A 17,610-nucleotide genomic window follows, 5' to 3' on the forward strand; every position below is an offset into this window, starting at 1 on the left:
ACATGACCCGCACACCCCGCCCTGGCCAGACCGGCGTCCTGCGCCGCCACTGGCTGCAAGGGGTGGCGGCCATGGGCCTGACAGGCAATGTCTGGGCCCAGGGGACGGAACCATCCGCCAAAAAAGCGGATGCCGACCGCCCCCATGTGGTGGCGCAGGTGGCGGACCTGTCTGCGGACCAGCAGGATGTGAGCCGCGACTTCCTCGTTGGCTCGCGCACCGCCTGGCAGGAGATCAATGCCAAGGGCGGCGTGCATGGCCGCCCCGTGCAGCACCAGACGCTGGAGACCGACGGCACCCCCGCGAGCCTGCAGTCCGCCTGGCAGAGCGCGCAGCGCCAGGCCAGTTGCATCGCCCTGTCGGGCTGCGTGGGCAACACAGCGGCCAGCGGGCTCATCGCCTTGCAGGCCAAGTCGCCCGGCGATGCCGCACTGCCCTTCGTGGCGCCCTGGCTGCATGACACGGCAGGCATCTCCACGGCCAGCGGAGCCAGCGACACCGTGTTCGACGTGTTCGCGGGGCACGAAGCCCAGATCACCCACGCCATCAAGAACCTGGCCAGCATGGGCGTACAGACGGTGGGCGTGGCCTATGCCAATGCGGTCGTGCGGCGCCAATCCGAGGCCATGGTGGCCCATGCGGCCCAATCGATGTCGCTCAAGGTGCAGACCATTTCGCCACCAGGCAGCGCCGCAAAGGCCGGCACCGCAGCGCGCGTGGACCAGACCATCATCCTGTTCATCGGCGGCACGCCCGAGCTTTTCTCGTTCCTGGACCAGCTCGCGCTGCCCCAGGGCCGCCAGTGCTATGTGGTGGCCCTGGCCGACGTGAACCTGCAGGTGCTGGCCCAGATGGGCCCCACGGCCGCCAAGGCCTCGGTCATCGTCACCCAGGCCGTGCCCATGGTGAACGCCAGCCTGCCCGTGGTGCGCAGCTACCGCGACGCCCTGGCGCGCTTCTACGACGAGCCCCCCTCCCCCCTGGGCCTGGCCGGCTACATCGCCGCGCGCTACACCGCCGAGGTGATGGGCGGCATCACCGGCCCGGTCACCCGCGCCAGCATGCTGGCCGCCCTGCAAAAGCGCGCCGCCGTGAACATCGGCGGCTATGCCATCGGCTACCAGGGGCGCCAGCGCACCAATGCCTATGTGACGCAGAGCATGCTCACCACGAACGGGCGCATCATTGGCTGAACTCACTCTTGCGCGCCGGCCCGGGTGCTATGCTGGGCCGAAAGGAAAAACGCGCACCCCGCGCACCACCATGCACAACGGAACACTGCTCGCAGCTGTGGATCTGGGATCCAACAGCTTTCGCCTTGAAATCGGCCGCTACGAGCACGGCCATGTCCAGCGCGTCGAATACCTCAAGGAAACCGTGCGCCAGGGCAACGGCCTGGACGAGAACCGCAACCTCACCCCCGAGGCCATGCAGCGCGGCTGGGATTGCCTGGCCCGCTTCGGCGAGCGCCTGGCGGGCTTTTCGCGCACGCAGGTGCGCGCTGTGGCCACCCAGACCTTGCGCGAAGCGCGCAACCGCGAAGAATTCATCACCCGTGGCAGCCAGGTGCTGGGCTACCCCATCGACGTGGTCTCGGGCCCCGAAGAGGCCCGCCTGATCTACCAGGGCGTGGCACGCCTGCTGCCGCAATCCGACGAGCGCCGCCTGGTGGTGGACATCGGCGGGCGCTCCACCGAACTCATCCTGGGCCAGCAGTTCACACCGCATGCTGTCGCCTCCTTTCGCGTGGGCAGCGTGGCCTGGTCCTCGCGCTACTTTGCAGGCGGCCTGTTCACGCCCCAGGCTTTCATGGCCGCCGAGATCGCCGCCAAGGCCGTGCTCGACGAAGCCCTGGCCACCTTCCGCCCCGATGGCTGGGACGTGGCCTACGGGTCCTCGGGTACGGCCGGCGCGGTCGGTGACATCCTCACCGCCGCAGGTGGGCCCGAAGGCCTGATCACGCGGGAAGGCCTCGACTGGCTCCATGAACGCCTGCTGCGCGCGCAGAGCGCCGACCGTGTGCGGCTCGATGGTTTGAAGGACGAGCGCCGCGCCGTGATCGGCGGCGGCATCAGCGTGCTGCGCGCCGTGTTCGATCTGCTGCACATCGAGCAGATGCAGGTGGCCCAGGGCGCGCTGCGCCAGGGCGCGCTGTACGACCTGCTGGACCGCGAGCAGCCCGGCACCGACCTGCGCAGCACCACGGTCAACGGCCTCATGCAGCGCTTTGGCGTGGACATGGAGCATGCCGAGCGCGTGGCCCGCATCGCCTGCCAGCTGTTCGACCAGGCGGCCCCGGCCGGCAGCGAGCGCGCCTCGCGCAAGCTCGACTGGGCGGCGCGCCTGCACGAGATCGGCTGCCGCATCTCGCACAGCGACTACCACCGCCACGGCGCCTACATCCTGGACAACACCGACGCCGCCGGCTTTGCCATGCCCGAGCTGCACCGCCTGGGCATCCTGGTGCTGGGCCAGCGCGGCAAGGTGCGCAAGCTGGTGGAGGTGGACCTCACCGATGCAGGCTTTGCACTGCAGCTGCTGTGCCTGCGGCTGGCCGTTGCCCTGTGCCATGCGCGCCGCGACCCGGACACCGAAGGCCTGCAACTGCAGGTCAAGGGCAACCGCTTTGCGCTGGCGGCGCGCCGCGGCTGGGCAGCCGGCTACCCGCAATCGGCCCACCTGCTGCGCGAGGAAATGCTGGCCTGGCAGAAGACCCCATGGGAGCTGGTGGCAGAGCTGCCGTGACGTGAAAAGAAAAACGGTATAAACTGTTTATACCGTTTTATTTTTTGAAGTCATGACCACCACCGCACCAGCAACCACCCCCATCGTTCCCACCGCAGCAGCCACCCCGGCCGTGGCCTCCGCCGCCAAGGCACCCGCCGCCGTGAAAAGCACCGCCGCGTCCAAGCCCGCCAAGGCGCCCAAAAAGGCGGCGGCCGCCAAGCCTGCCGCCCCCAAGGCAGCCGCCAAGGCGCCCGCGGCCAAGCCTGCAGCCACCGCAAAGCCCGCAGCCAAGGCCGCCGCCAAGCCCAAGACTGTAGCGCCCGCCGTGAGCAAGCCTGCGACCAAGCCCGCAGCAGCCGTGGTACCCGCCAAGGAAACCAAGGCCAAGAAGCCCAAGCTCGTGCGCGACAGCTTCACCATCCCCAAGGACGAGTACGCTGTGGTCGAGACGCTCAAGCAGCGTGCCGCCGCCCTGGCCCAGCCCGCCAAGAAGAGCGAACTGCTGCGCGCCGGCCTGAAGCTGCTGACCACCTTGTCCGACACCGCCCTGCGCAGCGCGCTGCAGGCCGTGCCTTCGATCAAGACCGGCCGCCCGAAGGCCGAGGCCCCTGCCGCCAAGAACGGCCGCAAGTAAGAAAGCGGCCCGAGGGCCGCTGTGTGGTAGCAACTGAAGGTGCTGCCGTCAGTGTCAGACGAACTCCGGCGACTGCACGGCCATCAGCACCGTCTGGCTTTCGTCCATGCGCTGGCGCTGGCGCAGCCACCACACGGCGCCCTTGCGCACCGCGCATTCGGGCGCCTGCATGCCCAGCAACTGCGCAATGGTCTGGCCCAGCACGGGCTGGTGGCCCACGATCAGCACGGCACCGCGCGCCCGCGGCCACTGCGCCAGCTCCAGGAGCTCTTCCGTAGTGCCGCCGGGCAGCAGCTCGGCACGCATCTTGAACTTTCGGCCCAGCGCGTCGGCTGTCTGCTCGGTGCGCCGGGATGGGCTGGCCAGCACGCGCAGGCCCTCGGGCAACTGGCGGTCCAGCCAGGCGGCCATGCGCGCCGCCTGCTTTTCGCCCCGTGGCGTGAGCGCGCGGGCCAAGTCGTCCGAGCCGTCCTGGGCCTCTTCGGCCTCGGCATGGCGCCACAGGATCAAATCCATCATCACGTTCCTTGCTGCTCCACCCGCGCCACCGGCGCAGGCGGTCCGTAGCGCACCATGAGCGCCGCCTGCGCGCCCTGCCCGTCTTCGGGATGGGGCGCCCTGGCATAGGTGCCGTCGGGGTTGAGCGTCCATGCATCGCGGTCATCGTGCAGGTAGGCCACCAGGCATTCGTCGACGATCTGGCGGCGCAGGCGAGGCTCGGTCACGGGCCAGGCCAGCTCCACGCGGCGCATCATGTTGCGGTTCATCCAGTCGGCACTCGACAGGTACAGGTCTTCCTCGGCGCCAGCGCGGAAGTAGAAGACCCGCGTGTGCTCCAGAAAGCGCCCGATCACCGAGCGCACGCGGATGTTGTCGGTCACGCCAGGCACCTGGGCCGCGAGCATGCAGGCGCCGCGCACGATCAGGTCGATGCTGGCACCGCGCTGGCCCGCCAGGATCAGGGCACGGATCAGCGCCTCGTCCGTCAGCGCGTTCATCTTGGCGACGATGCGCGCATCTTCGCCACGGCTGGCGGCCAGGCCCACCTGCTCGATCTTCTCGATCATGCGGCGCTGCAGGTGAAAGGGCGCGAGCAGCAGCTTGCGCAACTTGGGCGGCCGGTTCTGGCTGGCCAGGTGGTTGAACACGCCGTCCATGTCGGCCGTGGTGTCCTCGTCGGCCGTGAGGTAGCTCAGGTCGGTGTACAGACGCGCGGTGCGCACGTTGTAGTTGCCGGTCGACAGGTGGCCGTAGCGGCGCAACTGGCGCCCCTCGCGGCGCGTCACCAGCAGCATCTTGGCATGCGTCTTGAGGCCCACCACGCCGTACACCACCTGCGCACCGATGGATTCGAGCGCTTCGGCCCAGTTGATGTTGGCCTCTTCATCGAAGCGTGCCTTGAGTTCCACCACCGCCATGACCTCCTTGCCGCGGCGCACGGCCTCGGTCAGCAGGTCCATGAGCTCGGAGTCAGCACCCGTGCGGTAGATGGTCTGCTTGATGACCAGCACCTGGGGGTCGTTCACCGCCTCGCGCAGAAAGGCCAGCAGCCCGTCGAAGCTCTCGAACGGCTGGTGCATGAGCACGTCGCGCTTTTGCAACTGCTCCATGATCGAGATCCCCGGCACCAACTGGCGCGGCCAGGCCGAGCGCCAGGCGGGGAACAGCAGCGCGGGATCGTTCACCAGGTCCACCAGTTGCGTCAGGCGCACCAGGTTCACGGGGCCGTGCACGCGGTACAGCGCAGGCTCTGGCAGGTCGAACTGTTCGAGCAGAAAGCGCGAGAGGAACTGCGAGCACCCGGCCGAAACCTCCAGCCGCACGGCCTGGCCGTAGTGGCGGTGCTGCAGGCCCTGGCGCAGGGCGGTGCGCAGGTTGCGCACGTCTTCCTCGTCGAGCGCCAGATCGGAATGGCGCGTCACGCGGAACTGCGAGAACTCCGTGACCTCGCGCCCGGGAAACAGGTCCGCCAGGTGCGCCCGGATGATGCTCGACAGGCTCACGAACAGCGATTCGCCCTTGGCGGCCAGGCGCGGCGGCATGCGCACCAGGCGCGGCAGCGCGCGCGGCACCTTGACGATGGCCACCTCGTTCTTGCGGCCGAAAGCATCGTGCCCGTGCAGCCGCACGATGAAGTTGAGCGACTTGTTGGCCACCTGCGGAAACGGGTGGGCGGGATCGAGCCCCACGGGAATCAGCAGCGGGCGCACCTCGCGCATGAAGTACTCATGCACCCAGGTCCGTTGCGCGGACGAGCGGTCCCCGTGCGAGACGATGCGGATGCCGTGCCGGGCGAACTCCGGCACCAGGGAGTCGTTGTACAGCGAGTACTGGCGCGCCACCAGGTCATGGGCCTTGGACGCCAGCGCCACGAAAGAGGCTGCGGTATAGACCCCTTTGCCCTCGCCGCTCTTGGCAGCGGTCAGGTGCGCGGCGGCGCGCACCTCGAAGAACTCATCGAGGTTGGACGAGACGATGCACAGGTAGCGCAGGCGCTCCAGCAGCGGAACGTCGGTGCGCACCGCCCAGTCGAAGACACGCTCATTGAAACCCAGGATGCTGTGGTCCCGGTCCAGGAACATGGGAGCCCCGGGCACGGCAGCAGGTACCACCGCTGCAGGCGGGGGCGCGGGCTCGGTTGCCGCAGCGGGGGCGGCATCCTGGCGGTCATCGGGGCTGTCACATTGCGGAATCACGGGTTTTCTGGAGGAGAAGGAAGGCATGGACACTCGAAAGCCACGGGAGGCAGGTGCCTGCAGTATTTAACGGCCAGATGACAGTGATGTGACAGTTTTTGTGACAGAAACCGCATCGTCATCTCCGCGCGGACGGGCTGGAACCAGGAATTGCTGGAACAGCCGGGCTGCATGCGCCCAGGTGAACTCCAGTGCCCGGTTGCGCGCCTCGTGGCGCGGCACGGCCAGCGCGTTCTGGGCGGCGGCCATCAGGTCGGTGTCCAGCACGCCGCCGCGTGCCTGCCCACCGGCATGGGCGCCGAGCACCTCCATCGGGCCGTCCTCGAAGTAGGCGGCCACGGGCGTGCCGCAGGCCATGGCCTCCAGCATCACCAGGCCAAAGGTCTCCGAGCGGCTGGGAAACACGAACACGTCGGCTGCCGCGTACACGCCCGCCAGGGCGGCGCGGTCCAGAATGCCCAGCCAGCGCGCCTGCGGGTAGCGCGCCTTGAGCCGCTCTTCCAGCGGGCCCACGCCGCAGATCACCTTGCTGCCCGGCATGTCCAGCTGCAGGAAGGCTTCGATGTTCTTCTCGTACGAGACGCGCCCCACGTACAGGGCCACCGGGTGGGCCAGCGCGCCCACCAGCGGGTGCGGTGTGACCTCGCCCTGGTAGGGGAAGGCCGTGGTGTCCACCCCGTGCGTCCATTGCCTGAGGTTGCGAAAGCCTCGCCGTTCCAGCATCTTCAAAACCCCCACCGTGGGCACCATCACACCCGACGAGGGGCGGTGAAAATGCCGGAACAGCGCATAGCCCAGCGAGAGCGGAATCCGCAAAGCCGCTTGCAGGATCTCGGGAAAGCGGGTGTGGAAGGCGGTGGTGAAGGCCAGCTTCCTGCGCAGGCAGTAGCGGCGCCCGGCCCAACCGATGGGGCCTTCGGTCGCCAGGTGGATGGCGTCGGGCTGCAGTTCGTCCAGGATGCGCTCTATCTCGCGCCCGGGCCGGATGGCCAGGTCGATCCCCGGGTAGCCCGGGCAGGGGCGCGTCTTGAACATGCCCGGCTGGATCACGTGCACCTGGTGCCCGGCACTCTCCATGTGGCGCACCAGCTCCACCAGCGTGGTGACCACGCCATTGATCTGCGGGGCCCAGGCGTCGGACAACAAGGCGATTTTCATACGGCCATCTCGCTGCTGCGGGTTTGCGTGCTGGTCTGGTGGCCGGGCACGGTGTGCCACTGGACCAGCTCCAGGCGGCCATCCATGTGCTCGACCAGCGCGGTGTGGCTTTCCACCCAGTCGCCGTCGTTGCAGTACAGGGTGCCGTCGATCTCGCGCATCTCGGCGCGGTGGATATGGCCGCACACCACGCCATCGTGGCCACGGCGGCGGGCCTCGGCGGCCACGGCCACCTCGAAGTCCGTCACGTAGTTCAGTGCCGTCTTGACCTTGCCCTTGAGGTAGGCCGAGAGCGACCAGTACGGCAGCCCCATGCGTGCGCGCAGGGTGTTCAGGTGCCGGTTGAGCTTGAGCGTGAACTCATACAGGTTGTCACCCACGTAAGCCAGCCACTTGGCACACTGGATCACGCCGTCGAAGTAGTCGCCATGCGTCACCCACAGGGTGCGGCCATCGGCCGTGGTGTGCACCGTGTCCTCGGCCACCTCGATGCCGCCGAACGAATGGCCGACGAAGGCGCGGGCGAATTCATCGTGGTTGCCGGGCACGAACACCACGCGGCAGCCCTTGCGCGCCCGGCGCAGCAGCTTTTGCACCACATCGTTGTGGGCCTGGGGCCAGAACCAGCGGCGCCGCAGCTGCCAGCCGTCCACGATGTCGCCCACCAGGTAAAGGTGATCGCTCGGGTGGTGCTTGAGAAAGTCGAGCAGGCCTTCGGCCTGGCAGCCGGGCGTGCCCAGGTGCAGGTCGGAGATGAACACCGCGCGCAGGTGGCGGTGGCCGGGTGGATGCGCGTCGTCGGCGTCGGCAGCAGTGTCCTGCCCACCTCCCACGTGCGCAGTCCAGTCGCCGAGCGCGTCGAACGCGGCGCGCATCAGGCCCCCAGGAAGTGCTTGCGGTAGCGGGGATGCAGGTCTGCCAGGCGCATCAGCATGGGCAGGTCTGCGGTGTTGAAGTCCGGGTCCCATGCAGGGGCGCCCAGCACCCGCGCACCCAGGCGCAGGTAGCCCTTGATCAGGGCCGGTGGTTCCACGAAGACCGAGCCATCGAGCTTCTCGATGGGCAGCGGCAGGCGCGGCAGCACGTGGTATTCGATGGGGGCCAGGTGCGTCTGGCGCACCTGGTTCCAGATGCTGGCGGCCGCATCGCCGCTGATCACGCCGTTGTGCAGCATGGGGATGCTGGCGCAGCCGATCATGGTGTCGAGCTGGTTGCGCACCATGAAGTCGGCCAGCGCGCTCCACAGCGCCATGATCACGCCGCCATGGCGGTGCTCGGGGTGCACGCAGCTGCGGCCCAGTTCCACCATGCGCGGGCGCAGGGTGCGCAGGCGGGTCAGGTCGAATTCGGTGTCGCTGTAGGTGCTGCCCACGCGGCGTGCCTGGGCGGGGGTCAGAACCCGGTAGGTGCCAATCACCTGCTGGGTGGCCGTGTCCCGCACCAGCAGGTGCTCACAGTAGTCGTCGAACAGGTCCACGTCGTGGCCGGGAACGGGGGTCGTCAATCGAGCGCCCATCTCCTCGGCAAACACGTCGTACCTGAGTTTCTGCGCCTGGCGGACCTCGTCGAGGTGCCGTGCCCACGAGACCTCCACAGCGCCACGCACGGGGGTGCCAGCCACTGCTGCGACCGCGCCCACTGCAGCGCCAGGGCGGTGGATTGCCCCTCTGGACGGAGCAGCAGGGAGCAGCGGCAGGGCGGGGTTGGGCAAATCGCTCATGGTCAACTCCTTCGTACAGGGCGGCCCCATGGCCGCTGGTGCCCCGGATCACCGGGTGGTGTGCTTCAATGCGATGGAGTTTGAAAGCCGCAGGTGACGCCTGCATGTCCGTGCGATGTCAACGCCGTGACAGAGGGGCACGGCATGCCGGTGGGTGACCGAAGCCCCCCCTTGCGGCACAGGCAGGGGCCGGTTACCGAGCGGTTACCGCTGTAAGCCTGGGCTGCTACACTTTGGAACATTTTTTTGGGGCATCGCGCCTCTCCCTCCGGGTCCGGCCGCCATGTCCTTGCTGTCCATTGCCCCAGAACGCCTGCCGTCTGGGGACTCTTCCGACGCGTCTTTGGAGCGCACGCTGCGCGAGCAGCAGATGCTGCTGGAGAGCGCGGGCGTGGGCATCGTGTTCATCCGCCAGCGCGTGGTGGTGCGCTGCAACCAGCGCTATGCCGAGATCTTCGGCTACGAGTCGGCGCAGCGCCTGGCGGGCCTGAGCAGCGAGGCCTTCTACCCCGACCGCGATGCCTTCCGTGCACTGGGGCGCGAAGCCTACCCCGTGCTTGCCAAGGGCCAGGCCTACCGCGTGGAACGCCAGATGCGCCGGCGCAACGGGCGGCTGTTCTGGGGCAGCCTCACGGGCCGGCTGATCAACCCGGCCGACACCAGCGAGGGGTCGATCTGGATCCTCGACGATATCGACGAGCACAAACAGGCCCAGGCCCTGCTGAGCGCTGCTGTGCGCGAAAAGCAGGTGCTGTTCGACCAGGCCATGGTGGGCATCGTGTTCCTGCGCGACCGGCACCTGACCCGCTGCAACCGCCACTTCGAGCACATGCTGGGCTATGGCCCCGGCGAACTGGCGGGCAGCCCGTCGCGCCGCTGGTATGCCAGCGACGAGGACTGGGAGGAAGTCGGCCACCGCTGCTACCCGGTGCTCGCGGCCGGCCAGTCGTACGAGGGCGAAGTGGTGCTGTGCCGCAGGGACGGCACACCGCTCACCTGCGAGGTGCGCGCCAAGTTCATCGACCCCGACGACCCGGACCAGGGATCGATCTGGATCACCATGGACATCTCCGAGCGCAAGCAGGCCCAGGAGGCGCTGGCACGCGTGCACGAGGAGCTGGAGCAGCAGGTCCAGGACCGCACGCGCGAACTGCGCGACACGGTGGACAACCTGCACCGCGAGATCAGCGACCGCAAGGCCGACCAGGACCGTATCTACTGGCTGGCCCACTACGACCCGCTGACCGGCCTGCCCAACCGCGCCCTGCTGTCCGAGCGGGCCCAGGAGGCCATCCGCGTGGCGCAGGAGGGCCATACGCCGCTGGCGCTGATCTTCCTGGACCTGGACCATTTCAAGCACGTCAACGACTCTCTGGGCCACCGCGTGGGCGATGCCCTGCTGGTGGAGATCGCCAAGCGCCTGCGCGCCGTGGTGCGCGACAAGGACACCGTCTCGCGCCTGGGCGGCGACGAGTTCATCCTGCTGCTGCCGGGCGCCAACGCCCATGGGGCCGCGCGCGTGGCCGGCAAGCTGCAGGAGGCCTCGCGCCAGCACTACCAGATCGACCACCACGAGCTGACCATGGCGCCGTCCATGGGCATCGCCCTGTTCCCGCAGGACGGCAGCGATTTCGACACACTGACCCAGTCGGCCGACGTGGCGATGTACCGCGCCAAGCTCGACGGGCGCAACACCTTCCGCTTCTTCACGCCCGAGATGCAGGCCCAGTCGGTGCGCGCCCTGCAGATCGAGAATGCCCTGCGCCGAGCGCTCGAGCGTGGTCAGCTGCACCTGCACTACCAGCCCCAGATCCACCTGGCCACGGGCCAGGTGCACAGCGTGGAGGCCCTGCTCCGCTGGGACCACCCACAGATGGGCAGCATCACACCCACCGAGTTCATCCCCATCGCCGAGGACAGCGGCCAGATCCTGCAGATCGGCGAGTGGGTGCTGCGCACCGCGCTCACGCAGCTCAAGGACTGGCACGAGAACGGCTTTCCCGCGCTGACCATGGCGGTCAACCTGTCGGCCATCCAGTTCCGCCAGCCGCAGCTGCCCGAACTGGTGAGCCGCATCCTGACCATCTTCGAACTGCCCCCCGACTGCCTGGAGCTGGAGCTGACCGAGGGCGTGGCGGTGGACGACCCGCATTCGGCCGTGGCCACCATGGACAGCCTGCATTCGCGCGGGGTGCGCATGTCCATGGACGACTTCGGCACCGGCTACTCATCCCTGAGCCAGCTCAAGCGCTTTCAGATCTTCAAGCTCAAGATCGACCAATCCTTCGTGCGCGACCTGGGCGATGACGGCAACGACCGCGCCATCGTCAGCGCCATCATCCGCATGGCCCAGGCCCTGGGCATGCGCACCACGGCCGAGGGTGTGGAGACACCGGAACAACTGGCCTTCCTGCGCGAGCAGGGCTGCGACGAGGCCCAGGGCTACCTGTTCAGCCGGCCGCTGCCGGCCGACGAGCTGGAACTGTTCCTGCGCCAGTACATGCCCGCGTGAGACGCCCCCTGCCGCGCTTTGGGGCAGGTCAGAATGAAGGGCGCAGACACCTGGCCGGGTGCAGGCAAGTCCGCATCAACCGCCACGCCGCCACTGCGCGGGCGGCACCCCCATGGCCTGCTGAAAAACGCGCGCAAAGTGCGATGCATCGGCAAAGCCGCAGCGCCGCCCGATCTCGGCCACCGCCACATGCGCCAGCTGGGGCCGGCGCAGCAGCTGCGCCGCGCGCACCAGGCGCAACTGGCGCAGCGTGCCCGCGAAGGTGCCGCCCTGCGCCGCAAACGCGCGGTGCAGCGTGCGCGGGGAGACGCCAGCCTCCTGCGCAAGGGCCTGGGCCGATACGCCGGGCTGGTCGACGCGCCCCCGCAGCAGTGCGCACAGGTGGGCATGCAGGCCCTGGCCCGCTGAGGCCGCCGGCGCCGCAGGCGGCTCCAGCGCAGCACACAGCAAGGCACCCAGGTGGTCCGACAGCAGCGCGGGCGGCAAGGCCTGGGCCGAGGCCGGGTCGCGCGCAAGCTGCACGGCCAGGGCTCCGAGGCTCTGGCCCCAGCCCTGGTCGCGCCAGGCCACGCGGGGCCCCCGCGCCTCTGCCTGGGCCAGCCATTGGCCCACCCAGGCGCGCGGCAGCTGCAGCGAGACGCAGCCCACGCCTTCGGGAAAATGCAGCTCGTAGGGCCGCGCCGAGTCCAGCAGCACCACGTCGCCCGGGCGCAGGTGGGCCACCTGCCCGTCCTGGCGCACATGCCACGCGCTCTCTGCCTGGGCGATCAGGTAGAACGGCAGGTTACGGCTGCGTGCAATGCCCGCTGGCGTGCGGTACACGTCCTGCGTGGAGGCGCGTACCTGGTTGACCGACAGGGCCTGCACCGCCAGGCTCTGCAGCACCCCGCCAAACACAGGGGCCTCGCGCGAGCTGCAGCCCATCTCCAGAAAGGCCTCGCAGATGGCGCCCACCCAGTAGTCCAGGCGCGCCGCGGGCGCGACCCCATCGGTCGTCCACTGGCGCAAGGGCGACGTGGCAGGAGCATGGACTGCGGGCATGGCGCCAATCTAACGGCAAGCGCCACGGGCAGGCAACAGGGCTTGCCCGCCCCCGCTGCGCCATGAAAAAGCCCCGTGGAGGCAGCCAGGGCTGCGCTTCACGGGGCCTTGGGGCCGTTGCCGGCGCCGGATCAGGCGGCAGCCAACTGCGCGTGCAGCTCCTGCACCGAGTACACGTCCAGGTTGTCCAGGTACTTCATGCCTTCCACGGCCGCTTCGGCGCCGAAGATGGTGGTGAAGGTGGTCACCCGGGCCAGCAGCGACGAGGTGCGGATGGCGCGTGAATCGGCGATCGCGTTGCGGCGCTCTTCCACGGTGTTGATGACCATCACGATCTCGTTGTTCTTGATCATGTCCACGATGTGCGGGCGGCCTTCGGTCACCTTGTTGACCACCTTGACCGGCACGCCGGCCGCTTCGATGGCCGCTGCCGTGCCCTTGGTGGCCACGAGCTCGAAGCCCAGGGCCACGAGCTGGCGTGCGATGTCGACGGCGCGCGGCTTGTCGGCATTCTTCACGGTGAGGAACACCTTGCCCGAGGTGGGCAGCTTGGTGCCCGCGCCGAGCTGGCTCTTCACGAAGGCTTCGCCGAAGGTCTTGCCCACGCCCATGACTTCGCCGGTGGACTTCATCTCGGGGCCGAGGATGGTGTCCACGCCGGGGAACTTCACGAAGGGGAACACGGCCTCCTTCACGCTGAAGTACGGCGGCGTCACTTCCTTGGTGATGCCCTGCGAGGCCAGCGTCTGGCCGGCCATGCAGCGCGCGGCCACCTTGGCCAACTGGATGCCGGTGGCCTTGCTCACGAAGGGCACCGTGCGCGAGGCGCGGGGGTTCACTTCGAGCACATAGATCACGTCCTTGCCGTCGACTTCCTGGATGGCGAACTGCACGTTCATCAGGCCCACCACGCTCAGGCCTTCGGCCATGGCAGCGGTCTGGCGCTTGATCTCGTCGATGGTCGGCTGCGACAGGTAGTACGGGGGCAGCGAGCAGGCGGAGTCGCCGCTGTGCACGCCGGCCTGCTCGATGTGTTCCATCACGCCGCCGATGAAGGTGACGCCTGCGGAGTCGCGCACGCAGTCCACGTCGCACTCGATGGCGTTGCTCAGGAAGCGGTCCAGCAGCACGGGCGAGTCATTGCTCACCTTGACGGCTTCGCGCATGTAGCGCTCCAGGTCGCGCTGCTCGTGCACGATTTCCATCGCACGGCCACCCAGCACGTAGCTGGGGCGCACCACCAGGGGGTAGCCCAGGGCGGCAGCCTTTTCCAGGGCCTCGGGTTCGGTGCGGGCCGTGGCGTTGGGCGGCTGGCGCAGGCCCAGTTGACCCAACAGCTTCTGGAAGCGCTCGCGGTCTTCGGCAGCATCGATCATGTCGGGGCTGGTGCCGATGATCGGCACGCCTTCGGCTTCCAGGCCCAGGGCCAGCTTCAGGGGCGTCTGGCCGCCGTACTGCACGATCACGCCGACCGGCTTTTCCTTGTCCACGATCTCCAGCACGTCTTCGAGCGTCACGGGTTCGAAGTACAGGCGGTCGGAGGTGTCGTAGTCGGTGGAGACAGTCTCGGGATTGCAGTTGACCATGATGGTCTCGTAGCCGTCCTCGCGCATCGCCAGCGCCGCGTGCACGCAGCAGTAGTCGAACTCGATGCCCTGACCGATGCGGTTGGGGCCGCCGCCGAGCACCATGATCTTCTTGTTGTTCGTCGGCTCGGCTTCGCACTCGTCTTCGTACGTGGAGTACAGGTAGGCGGTGTTGGTGGCGAACTCGGCGGCGCAGGTGTCCACGCGCTTGTAGACGGGGCGCACATTGAGCGCACGGCGCGCTTCGCGCACGGCCTTCTCAGTGGTCTTGAGCAGCTTGGCCAGGCGGCGGTCGGAGAAGCCCTTTTGCTTGAGCGTGCGCAGCGTGGGCGCGTCCAACGCCGCCAGGGCGCCCTCGCCCTTTTCAGCGGCCAGCTTGTCGATGTCGAGTTCGATCTTCACGATCTGCTCGATCTGCACCAGGAACCAGCGGTCGATCTTGGTCAGCTCGAAAACTTCGTCCACCGACAGGCCCATGGCGAAGGCATCGCCCACATACCAGATGCGCTCGGGACCAGGCTCGCCCAGCTCCTTTTCGAGCACTTCGCGGTCCTGGGTCTTCTCGTTCATGCCGTCCACGCCGACTTCCAGGCCGCGCAGGGCCTTCTGGAAGGATTCCTGGAAGGTGCGGCCCATGGCCATGACCTCGCCCACGGACTTCATCTGCGTGGTCAGGCGGCTGTCGGCGGTCGGGAACTTCTCGAACGCGAAACGCGGGATCTTGGTGACCACGTAATCGATGGACGGTTCGAACGAGGCCGGCGTGACGCCGCCCGTGATCTCGTTGCGCAGCTCGTCGAGCGTGTAGCCCACGGCCAGCTTGGCAGCGACCTTGGCGATGGGGAAACCCGTGGCCTTGGAGGCCAGTGCCGAGGAGCGCGAAACGCGCGGGTTCATCTCGATCACGACCATGCGGCCGTCTTCGGGGTTGATCGAGAACTGCACGTTGGAGCCGCCCGTGTCCACACCGATCTCGCGCAGCACCGCCAGCGAGGCGTTGCGCATGATCTGGTATTCCTTGTCGGTCAGCGTCTGCGCCGGGGCCACGGTGATCGAGTCGCCGGTGTGCACGCCCATCGGGTCCAGGTTCTCGATGGAGCAGATGATGATGCAGTTGTCCGCCTTGTCGCGAACCACTTCCATCTCGTACTCTTTCCAGCCGAGCAGCGACTCTTCGATCAAGAGCTCGTTGGTGGGCGAGGCTTCCAGGCCGCGCTTGCAGATGGTCTCGAACTCTTCGGGGTTGTAGGCGATGCCGCCGCCCGTGCCGCCCAGCGTGAAGCTGGGGCGGATCACGGTGGGGAAGCCCACCTGCTTTTGCACGCCCCAGGCCTCTTCCATGCTGTGGGCGATGCCCGAGCGCGCCGAGCCCAGGCCGATCTTGGTCATCGCGTCCTTGAACTTCAGGCGGTCTTCGGCCTTGTCGATGGCCTCGGGCGTGGCGCCGATGAGCTCGACCTTGTACTTGTCGAGCACGCCGTGGTGCCACAGGTCCAGGGCGCAGTTGAGCGCCGTCTGGCCACCCATGGTCGGCAGGATGGCGTCGGGGCGCTCCTTGGCGATGATCTTCTCGACCGTCTGCCAGGTGATGGGCTCGATGTAGGTCACGTCGGCCGTGGCCGGGTCGGTCATGATCGTCGCGGGGTTGCTGTTGATCAGGATGACCTTGTAGCCCTCTTCGCGCAGGGCCTTGCAGGCCTGCACGCCGGAGTAGTCGAACTCGCAGGCCTGGCCGATGATGATCGGGCCAGCGCCGATGATGAGAATGCTTTTGATGTCTGTACGTTTTGGCATGTTGCGTCGATCAGTCGATCGTGGGTTCGGCTGCCTGGGGGCTGGTGGGCGCAGTGGCGGGGGCTGCGGCGTCGCGCCGCACCTTCAGCCTGGCGATGAGCGCCTGCGCGCGCTCGGGCGGCAGGTTCTTCTGCATCAGCTGCAGCAGGCCATCGCCCTGCACCAGGGGAAGCAGCACTTCGGTCTCTGCGTCATAAAACGTCACGTCCCACTCGGCCATGGCTTCGGCGAAGGTTTCGTCGTCCCAGGTCTTGCCCTTGGCCACCAGCGTGACCAGCGGCATGGCCTTGTTCTCGATGAAGGACTTCTTGTAGGGCTTTTGCGACCAGCGTTCGGTAAACCATTCGCGGTGCGGCGACGGCAGGGTCAGCACACGCTTGTGGATGGCTTTTTCGAGCGAGGCGGCGGGGAAGCTGAAGAGTTTCATGGCGCGATTCCTTCGTTGTGCTTACTGGGTGCGCGCGCTGCGCATCGCGTCGGTGAAGCGGTCGAACAGGTAGGCGATGTCGTGCGGGCCGGGCGATGCCTCGGGGTGGCCCTGGAAGCAGAACGCCGGCTTGTCCTTGTGCACCAGGCCCTGCAGCGTGCCGTCGAACAGGCTGACGTGCGTGGCGCGCAGGTTGGCGGGCAGCGAATCCATCTCCACCGCAAAACCGTGGTTCTGGCTGGTGATGCTCACGCGGCCCGTATCCAGGTCCTTCACGGGGTGGTTGGCACCGTGGTGGCTGTGCGTCATCTTGAAGGTCTTGGCGCCAGCGGCCAGGGCCATGATCTGGTGGCCCAGGCAGATGCCGAAAGTGGGCATACCGCTTTCGACGATAGTGCGCGTGGCCTCGATGGCGTAGTCGCAAGGCTGCGGGTCGCCAGGGCCGTTGGAGAGGAACACGCCATCGGGCTTCATGGCCAGCACGTCGGCTGCGGGCGTCTGCGCCGGCACCACGGTGACCTTGCAGCCGCGCTGCGCGAGCATGCGCAGGATGTTCTTCTTCACGCCGTAGTCGTAGGCCACCACATGGAACTGCGGTGCTTCGAGCGTGCCGTAGCCCTTGCCCAGCACCCATTCGGTCTCGGTCCACTCGTAGGCAGCCTGGGTCGACACCACCTTGGCCAGGTCCAGCCCGGCCATGTTGGGCGCGGCCTTGGCAGCTGCCAGCGCCTGGTCGATCAGCGCCTGCGTCACTTCCTGGCCTTCGGCCAGGCCGACAATGGCGCCGTTCTGGGCGCCCTTTTCGCGCAGCAGGCGGGTGAGCTTGCGGGTGTCGATGTTGGAGATGGCGACGGTGCGCTCGCGCACGAGGTACTGGGACAGCGTCTCGGTGGAGCGGAAGTTGCTGGCAATGAGCGGCAGATCCTTGATGATCAGGCCTGCGGCATGGACCTTGTCGGCTTCGATATCCTCGGGGCTGACGCCGTAGTTGCCGATGTGCGGATACGTCAGGGTGACGATCTGCTGGCAGTAGCTCGGGTCGGTAAGGATTTCCTGGTAGCCGGTGATGGAGGTGTTGAACACCACTTCGCCGACGGTGGTGCCGGTGGCACCGATCGAATTGCCGATAAAGACCGTGCCGTCTGCGAGCGCCAGGATGGCGGGCGGGAAGGTTCCCTTGAGAGACAAAAGCACTGGGTTCTCCGAATGGTTACGGTCGCCCGGAGTCGCAGGAAGTGATCCTGGGACTGCTGTTTGTGGGAGGTTTGCTTTGAGTGCGGCCGGGCGACGTGTTTGCGGGAAAGCCTCCAATTGT

13 protein-coding genes are annotated in these 17,610 nt (G+C 67.7%); 4 read left to right on the forward strand and 9 right to left on the reverse strand.

The window, feature by feature from the left end; all coding sequences use genetic code 11:
* Nucleotides 1-2 precede the first annotated feature (2 nt).
* The 3 genes from ACSQ3Y_RS24705 (at nt 3) to ACSQ3Y_RS24715 (ending at nt 3,361) form a co-directional block, all read left to right on the forward strand.
* A complete protein-coding gene (locus ACSQ3Y_RS24705; RefSeq protein WP_436179188.1) occupies nt 3-1,193 on the forward strand; it encodes an ABC transporter substrate-binding protein in 1,191 nt (396 codons plus the stop codon).
* 70 nt (nt 1,194-1,263) lie between these two features.
* Nucleotides 1,264-2,745, forward strand: coding sequence for a Ppx/GppA phosphatase family protein (locus ACSQ3Y_RS24710; protein WP_057205650.1), 1,482 nt, complete (start codon nt 1,264-1,266; stop codon nt 2,743-2,745).
* A 52-nt stretch (nt 2,746-2,797) separates the two neighbouring features.
* A complete protein-coding gene (locus ACSQ3Y_RS24715; RefSeq protein ID WP_436179189.1) occupies nt 2,798-3,361 on the forward strand; it encodes a hypothetical protein in 564 nt (187 codons plus the stop codon).
* Nucleotides 3,362-3,415: 54 nt separating this feature from the next.
* Here the strand turns inward: ACSQ3Y_RS24715 and ACSQ3Y_RS24720 are convergent, their stop codons facing one another.
* The 5 genes from ACSQ3Y_RS24720 to ACSQ3Y_RS24740 all read right to left on the reverse strand — a co-directional run bounded on the left by ACSQ3Y_RS24720 (nt 3,416) and on the right by ACSQ3Y_RS24740 (nt 8,935).
* Nucleotides 3,416-3,880 carry a SixA phosphatase family protein gene (locus ACSQ3Y_RS24720; RefSeq protein WP_436179190.1) on the reverse strand — a complete coding sequence of 155 codons (465 nt, stop codon included), beginning with the start codon at nt 3,878-3,880 and terminating at the stop codon, nt 3,416-3,418.
* A complete protein-coding gene (gene ppk1 / locus ACSQ3Y_RS24725) occupies nt 3,880-5,943 on the reverse strand; it encodes a polyphosphate kinase 1 (protein WP_436180169.1) in 2,064 nt (687 codons plus the stop codon). Before ppk1 ends, ACSQ3Y_RS24720 begins: the two co-directional genes overlap by 1 nt.
* A 180-nt stretch (nt 5,944-6,123) precedes the next feature.
* Nucleotides 6,124-7,215, reverse strand: a complete 1,092-nt coding sequence (locus tag ACSQ3Y_RS24730; RefSeq protein ID WP_057269605.1) for a glycosyltransferase family 4 protein — start codon at nt 7,213-7,215, stop codon at nt 6,124-6,126.
* Nucleotides 7,212-8,090: a UDP-2,3-diacylglucosamine diphosphatase gene (locus ACSQ3Y_RS24735; protein WP_057205641.1), complete on the reverse strand. Its 879-nt coding sequence runs from the start codon at nt 8,088-8,090 to the stop codon at nt 7,212-7,214. The genes ACSQ3Y_RS24730 and ACSQ3Y_RS24735 overlap by 4 nt, the downstream gene beginning before the upstream one ends.
* Nucleotides 8,090-8,935: a GNAT family N-acetyltransferase gene (locus tag ACSQ3Y_RS24740; protein ID WP_057205639.1), complete on the reverse strand. Its 846-nt coding sequence runs from the start codon at nt 8,933-8,935 to the stop codon at nt 8,090-8,092. Before ACSQ3Y_RS24740 ends, ACSQ3Y_RS24735 begins: the two co-directional genes overlap by 1 nt.
* A gap of 283 nt (nt 8,936-9,218) precedes the next feature.
* Here ACSQ3Y_RS24740 and ACSQ3Y_RS24745 point away from each other — a divergent pair, with 283 nt between their 5' ends.
* Nucleotides 9,219-11,447 (forward strand): EAL domain-containing protein, encoded by a 2,229-nt coding sequence (locus ACSQ3Y_RS24745; protein WP_057205637.1) that lies wholly within the window; start codon nt 9,219-9,221, stop codon nt 11,445-11,447.
* 75 nt (nt 11,448-11,522) lie between these two features.
* Here ACSQ3Y_RS24745 and ACSQ3Y_RS24750 read toward each other — a convergent pair whose 3' ends face one another.
* The 4 genes from ACSQ3Y_RS24750 to carA form a co-directional block, all read right to left on the reverse strand.
* The gene (locus ACSQ3Y_RS24750; protein WP_436179191.1) at nt 11,523-12,488 is read right to left on the reverse strand and encodes a helix-turn-helix domain-containing protein; all 966 of its coding nucleotides are present in this window, start codon (nt 12,486-12,488) and stop codon (nt 11,523-11,525) included.
* Between the two features lie 131 nt (nt 12,489-12,619).
* Complete coding sequence (gene carB / locus ACSQ3Y_RS24755; protein WP_427999892.1) at nt 12,620-15,868, reverse strand: carbamoyl-phosphate synthase large subunit; 3,249 nt, start codon at nt 15,866-15,868, stop codon at nt 12,620-12,622.
* A 10-nt stretch (nt 15,869-15,878) separates the two neighbouring features.
* Nucleotides 15,879-16,295: a hypothetical protein gene (locus ACSQ3Y_RS24760; protein WP_436179192.1), complete on the reverse strand. Its 417-nt coding sequence runs from the start codon at nt 16,293-16,295 to the stop codon at nt 15,879-15,881.
* A gap of 21 nt (nt 16,296-16,316) precedes the next feature.
* Nucleotides 16,317-17,489, reverse strand: a complete 1,173-nt coding sequence (gene carA, locus ACSQ3Y_RS24765) for a glutamine-hydrolyzing carbamoyl-phosphate synthase small subunit (protein WP_057269609.1) — start codon at nt 17,487-17,489, stop codon at nt 16,317-16,319.
* Between the last annotated feature and the right edge of the window lie 121 nt (nt 17,490-17,610).

The organism is Acidovorax sp. LjRoot66, assembly GCF_964253305.1.
Lineage (GTDB): Bacteria > Pseudomonadota > Gammaproteobacteria > Burkholderiales > Burkholderiaceae_C > Acidovorax.

Excerpts from the sequence above, each read along its gene's own strand:
- ACSQ3Y_RS24730 (WP_057269605.1), bottom strand. The coding sequence starts at position 7,215 with ATGAAAATCGCCTTGTTGTCCGACGCCTGGGCCCCGCAGATCAATGGC.
- ACSQ3Y_RS24750 (WP_436179191.1), bottom strand. The coding sequence starts at position 12,488 with ATGCCCGCAGTCCATGCTCCTGCCACGTCGCCCTTGCGCCAGTGGACG.
- carB (WP_427999892.1), bottom strand. The coding sequence starts at position 15,868 with ATGCCAAAACGTACAGACATCAAAAGCATTCTCATCATCGGCGCTGGC.
- ACSQ3Y_RS24745 (WP_057205637.1), top strand. The coding sequence starts at position 9,219 with ATGTCCTTGCTGTCCATTGCCCCAGAACGCCTGCCGTCTGGGGACTCT.
- ACSQ3Y_RS24715 (WP_436179189.1), top strand. The coding sequence starts at position 2,798 with ATGACCACCACCGCACCAGCAACCACCCCCATCGTTCCCACCGCAGCA.
- ACSQ3Y_RS24710 (WP_057205650.1), top strand. The coding sequence starts at position 1,264 with ATGCACAACGGAACACTGCTCGCAGCTGTGGATCTGGGATCCAACAGC.
- ACSQ3Y_RS24735 (WP_057205641.1), bottom strand. The coding sequence starts at position 8,090 with ATGCGCGCCGCGTTCGACGCGCTCGGCGACTGGACTGCGCACGTGGGA.
- ACSQ3Y_RS24720 (WP_436179190.1), bottom strand. The coding sequence starts at position 3,880 with ATGATGGATTTGATCCTGTGGCGCCATGCCGAGGCCGAAGAGGCCCAG.
- ACSQ3Y_RS24705 (WP_436179188.1), top strand. The coding sequence starts at position 3 with ATGACCCGCACACCCCGCCCTGGCCAGACCGGCGTCCTGCGCCGCCAC.
- ACSQ3Y_RS24740 (WP_057205639.1), bottom strand. The coding sequence starts at position 8,935 with ATGAGCGATTTGCCCAACCCCGCCCTGCCGCTGCTCCCTGCTGCTCCG.
- ppk1 (WP_436180169.1), bottom strand. The coding sequence starts at position 5,943 with ATGTTCCTGGACCGGGACCACAGCATCCTGGGTTTCAATGAGCGTGTC.
- ACSQ3Y_RS24760 (WP_436179192.1), bottom strand. The coding sequence starts at position 16,295 with ATGAAACTCTTCAGCTTCCCCGCCGCCTCGCTCGAAAAAGCCATCCAC.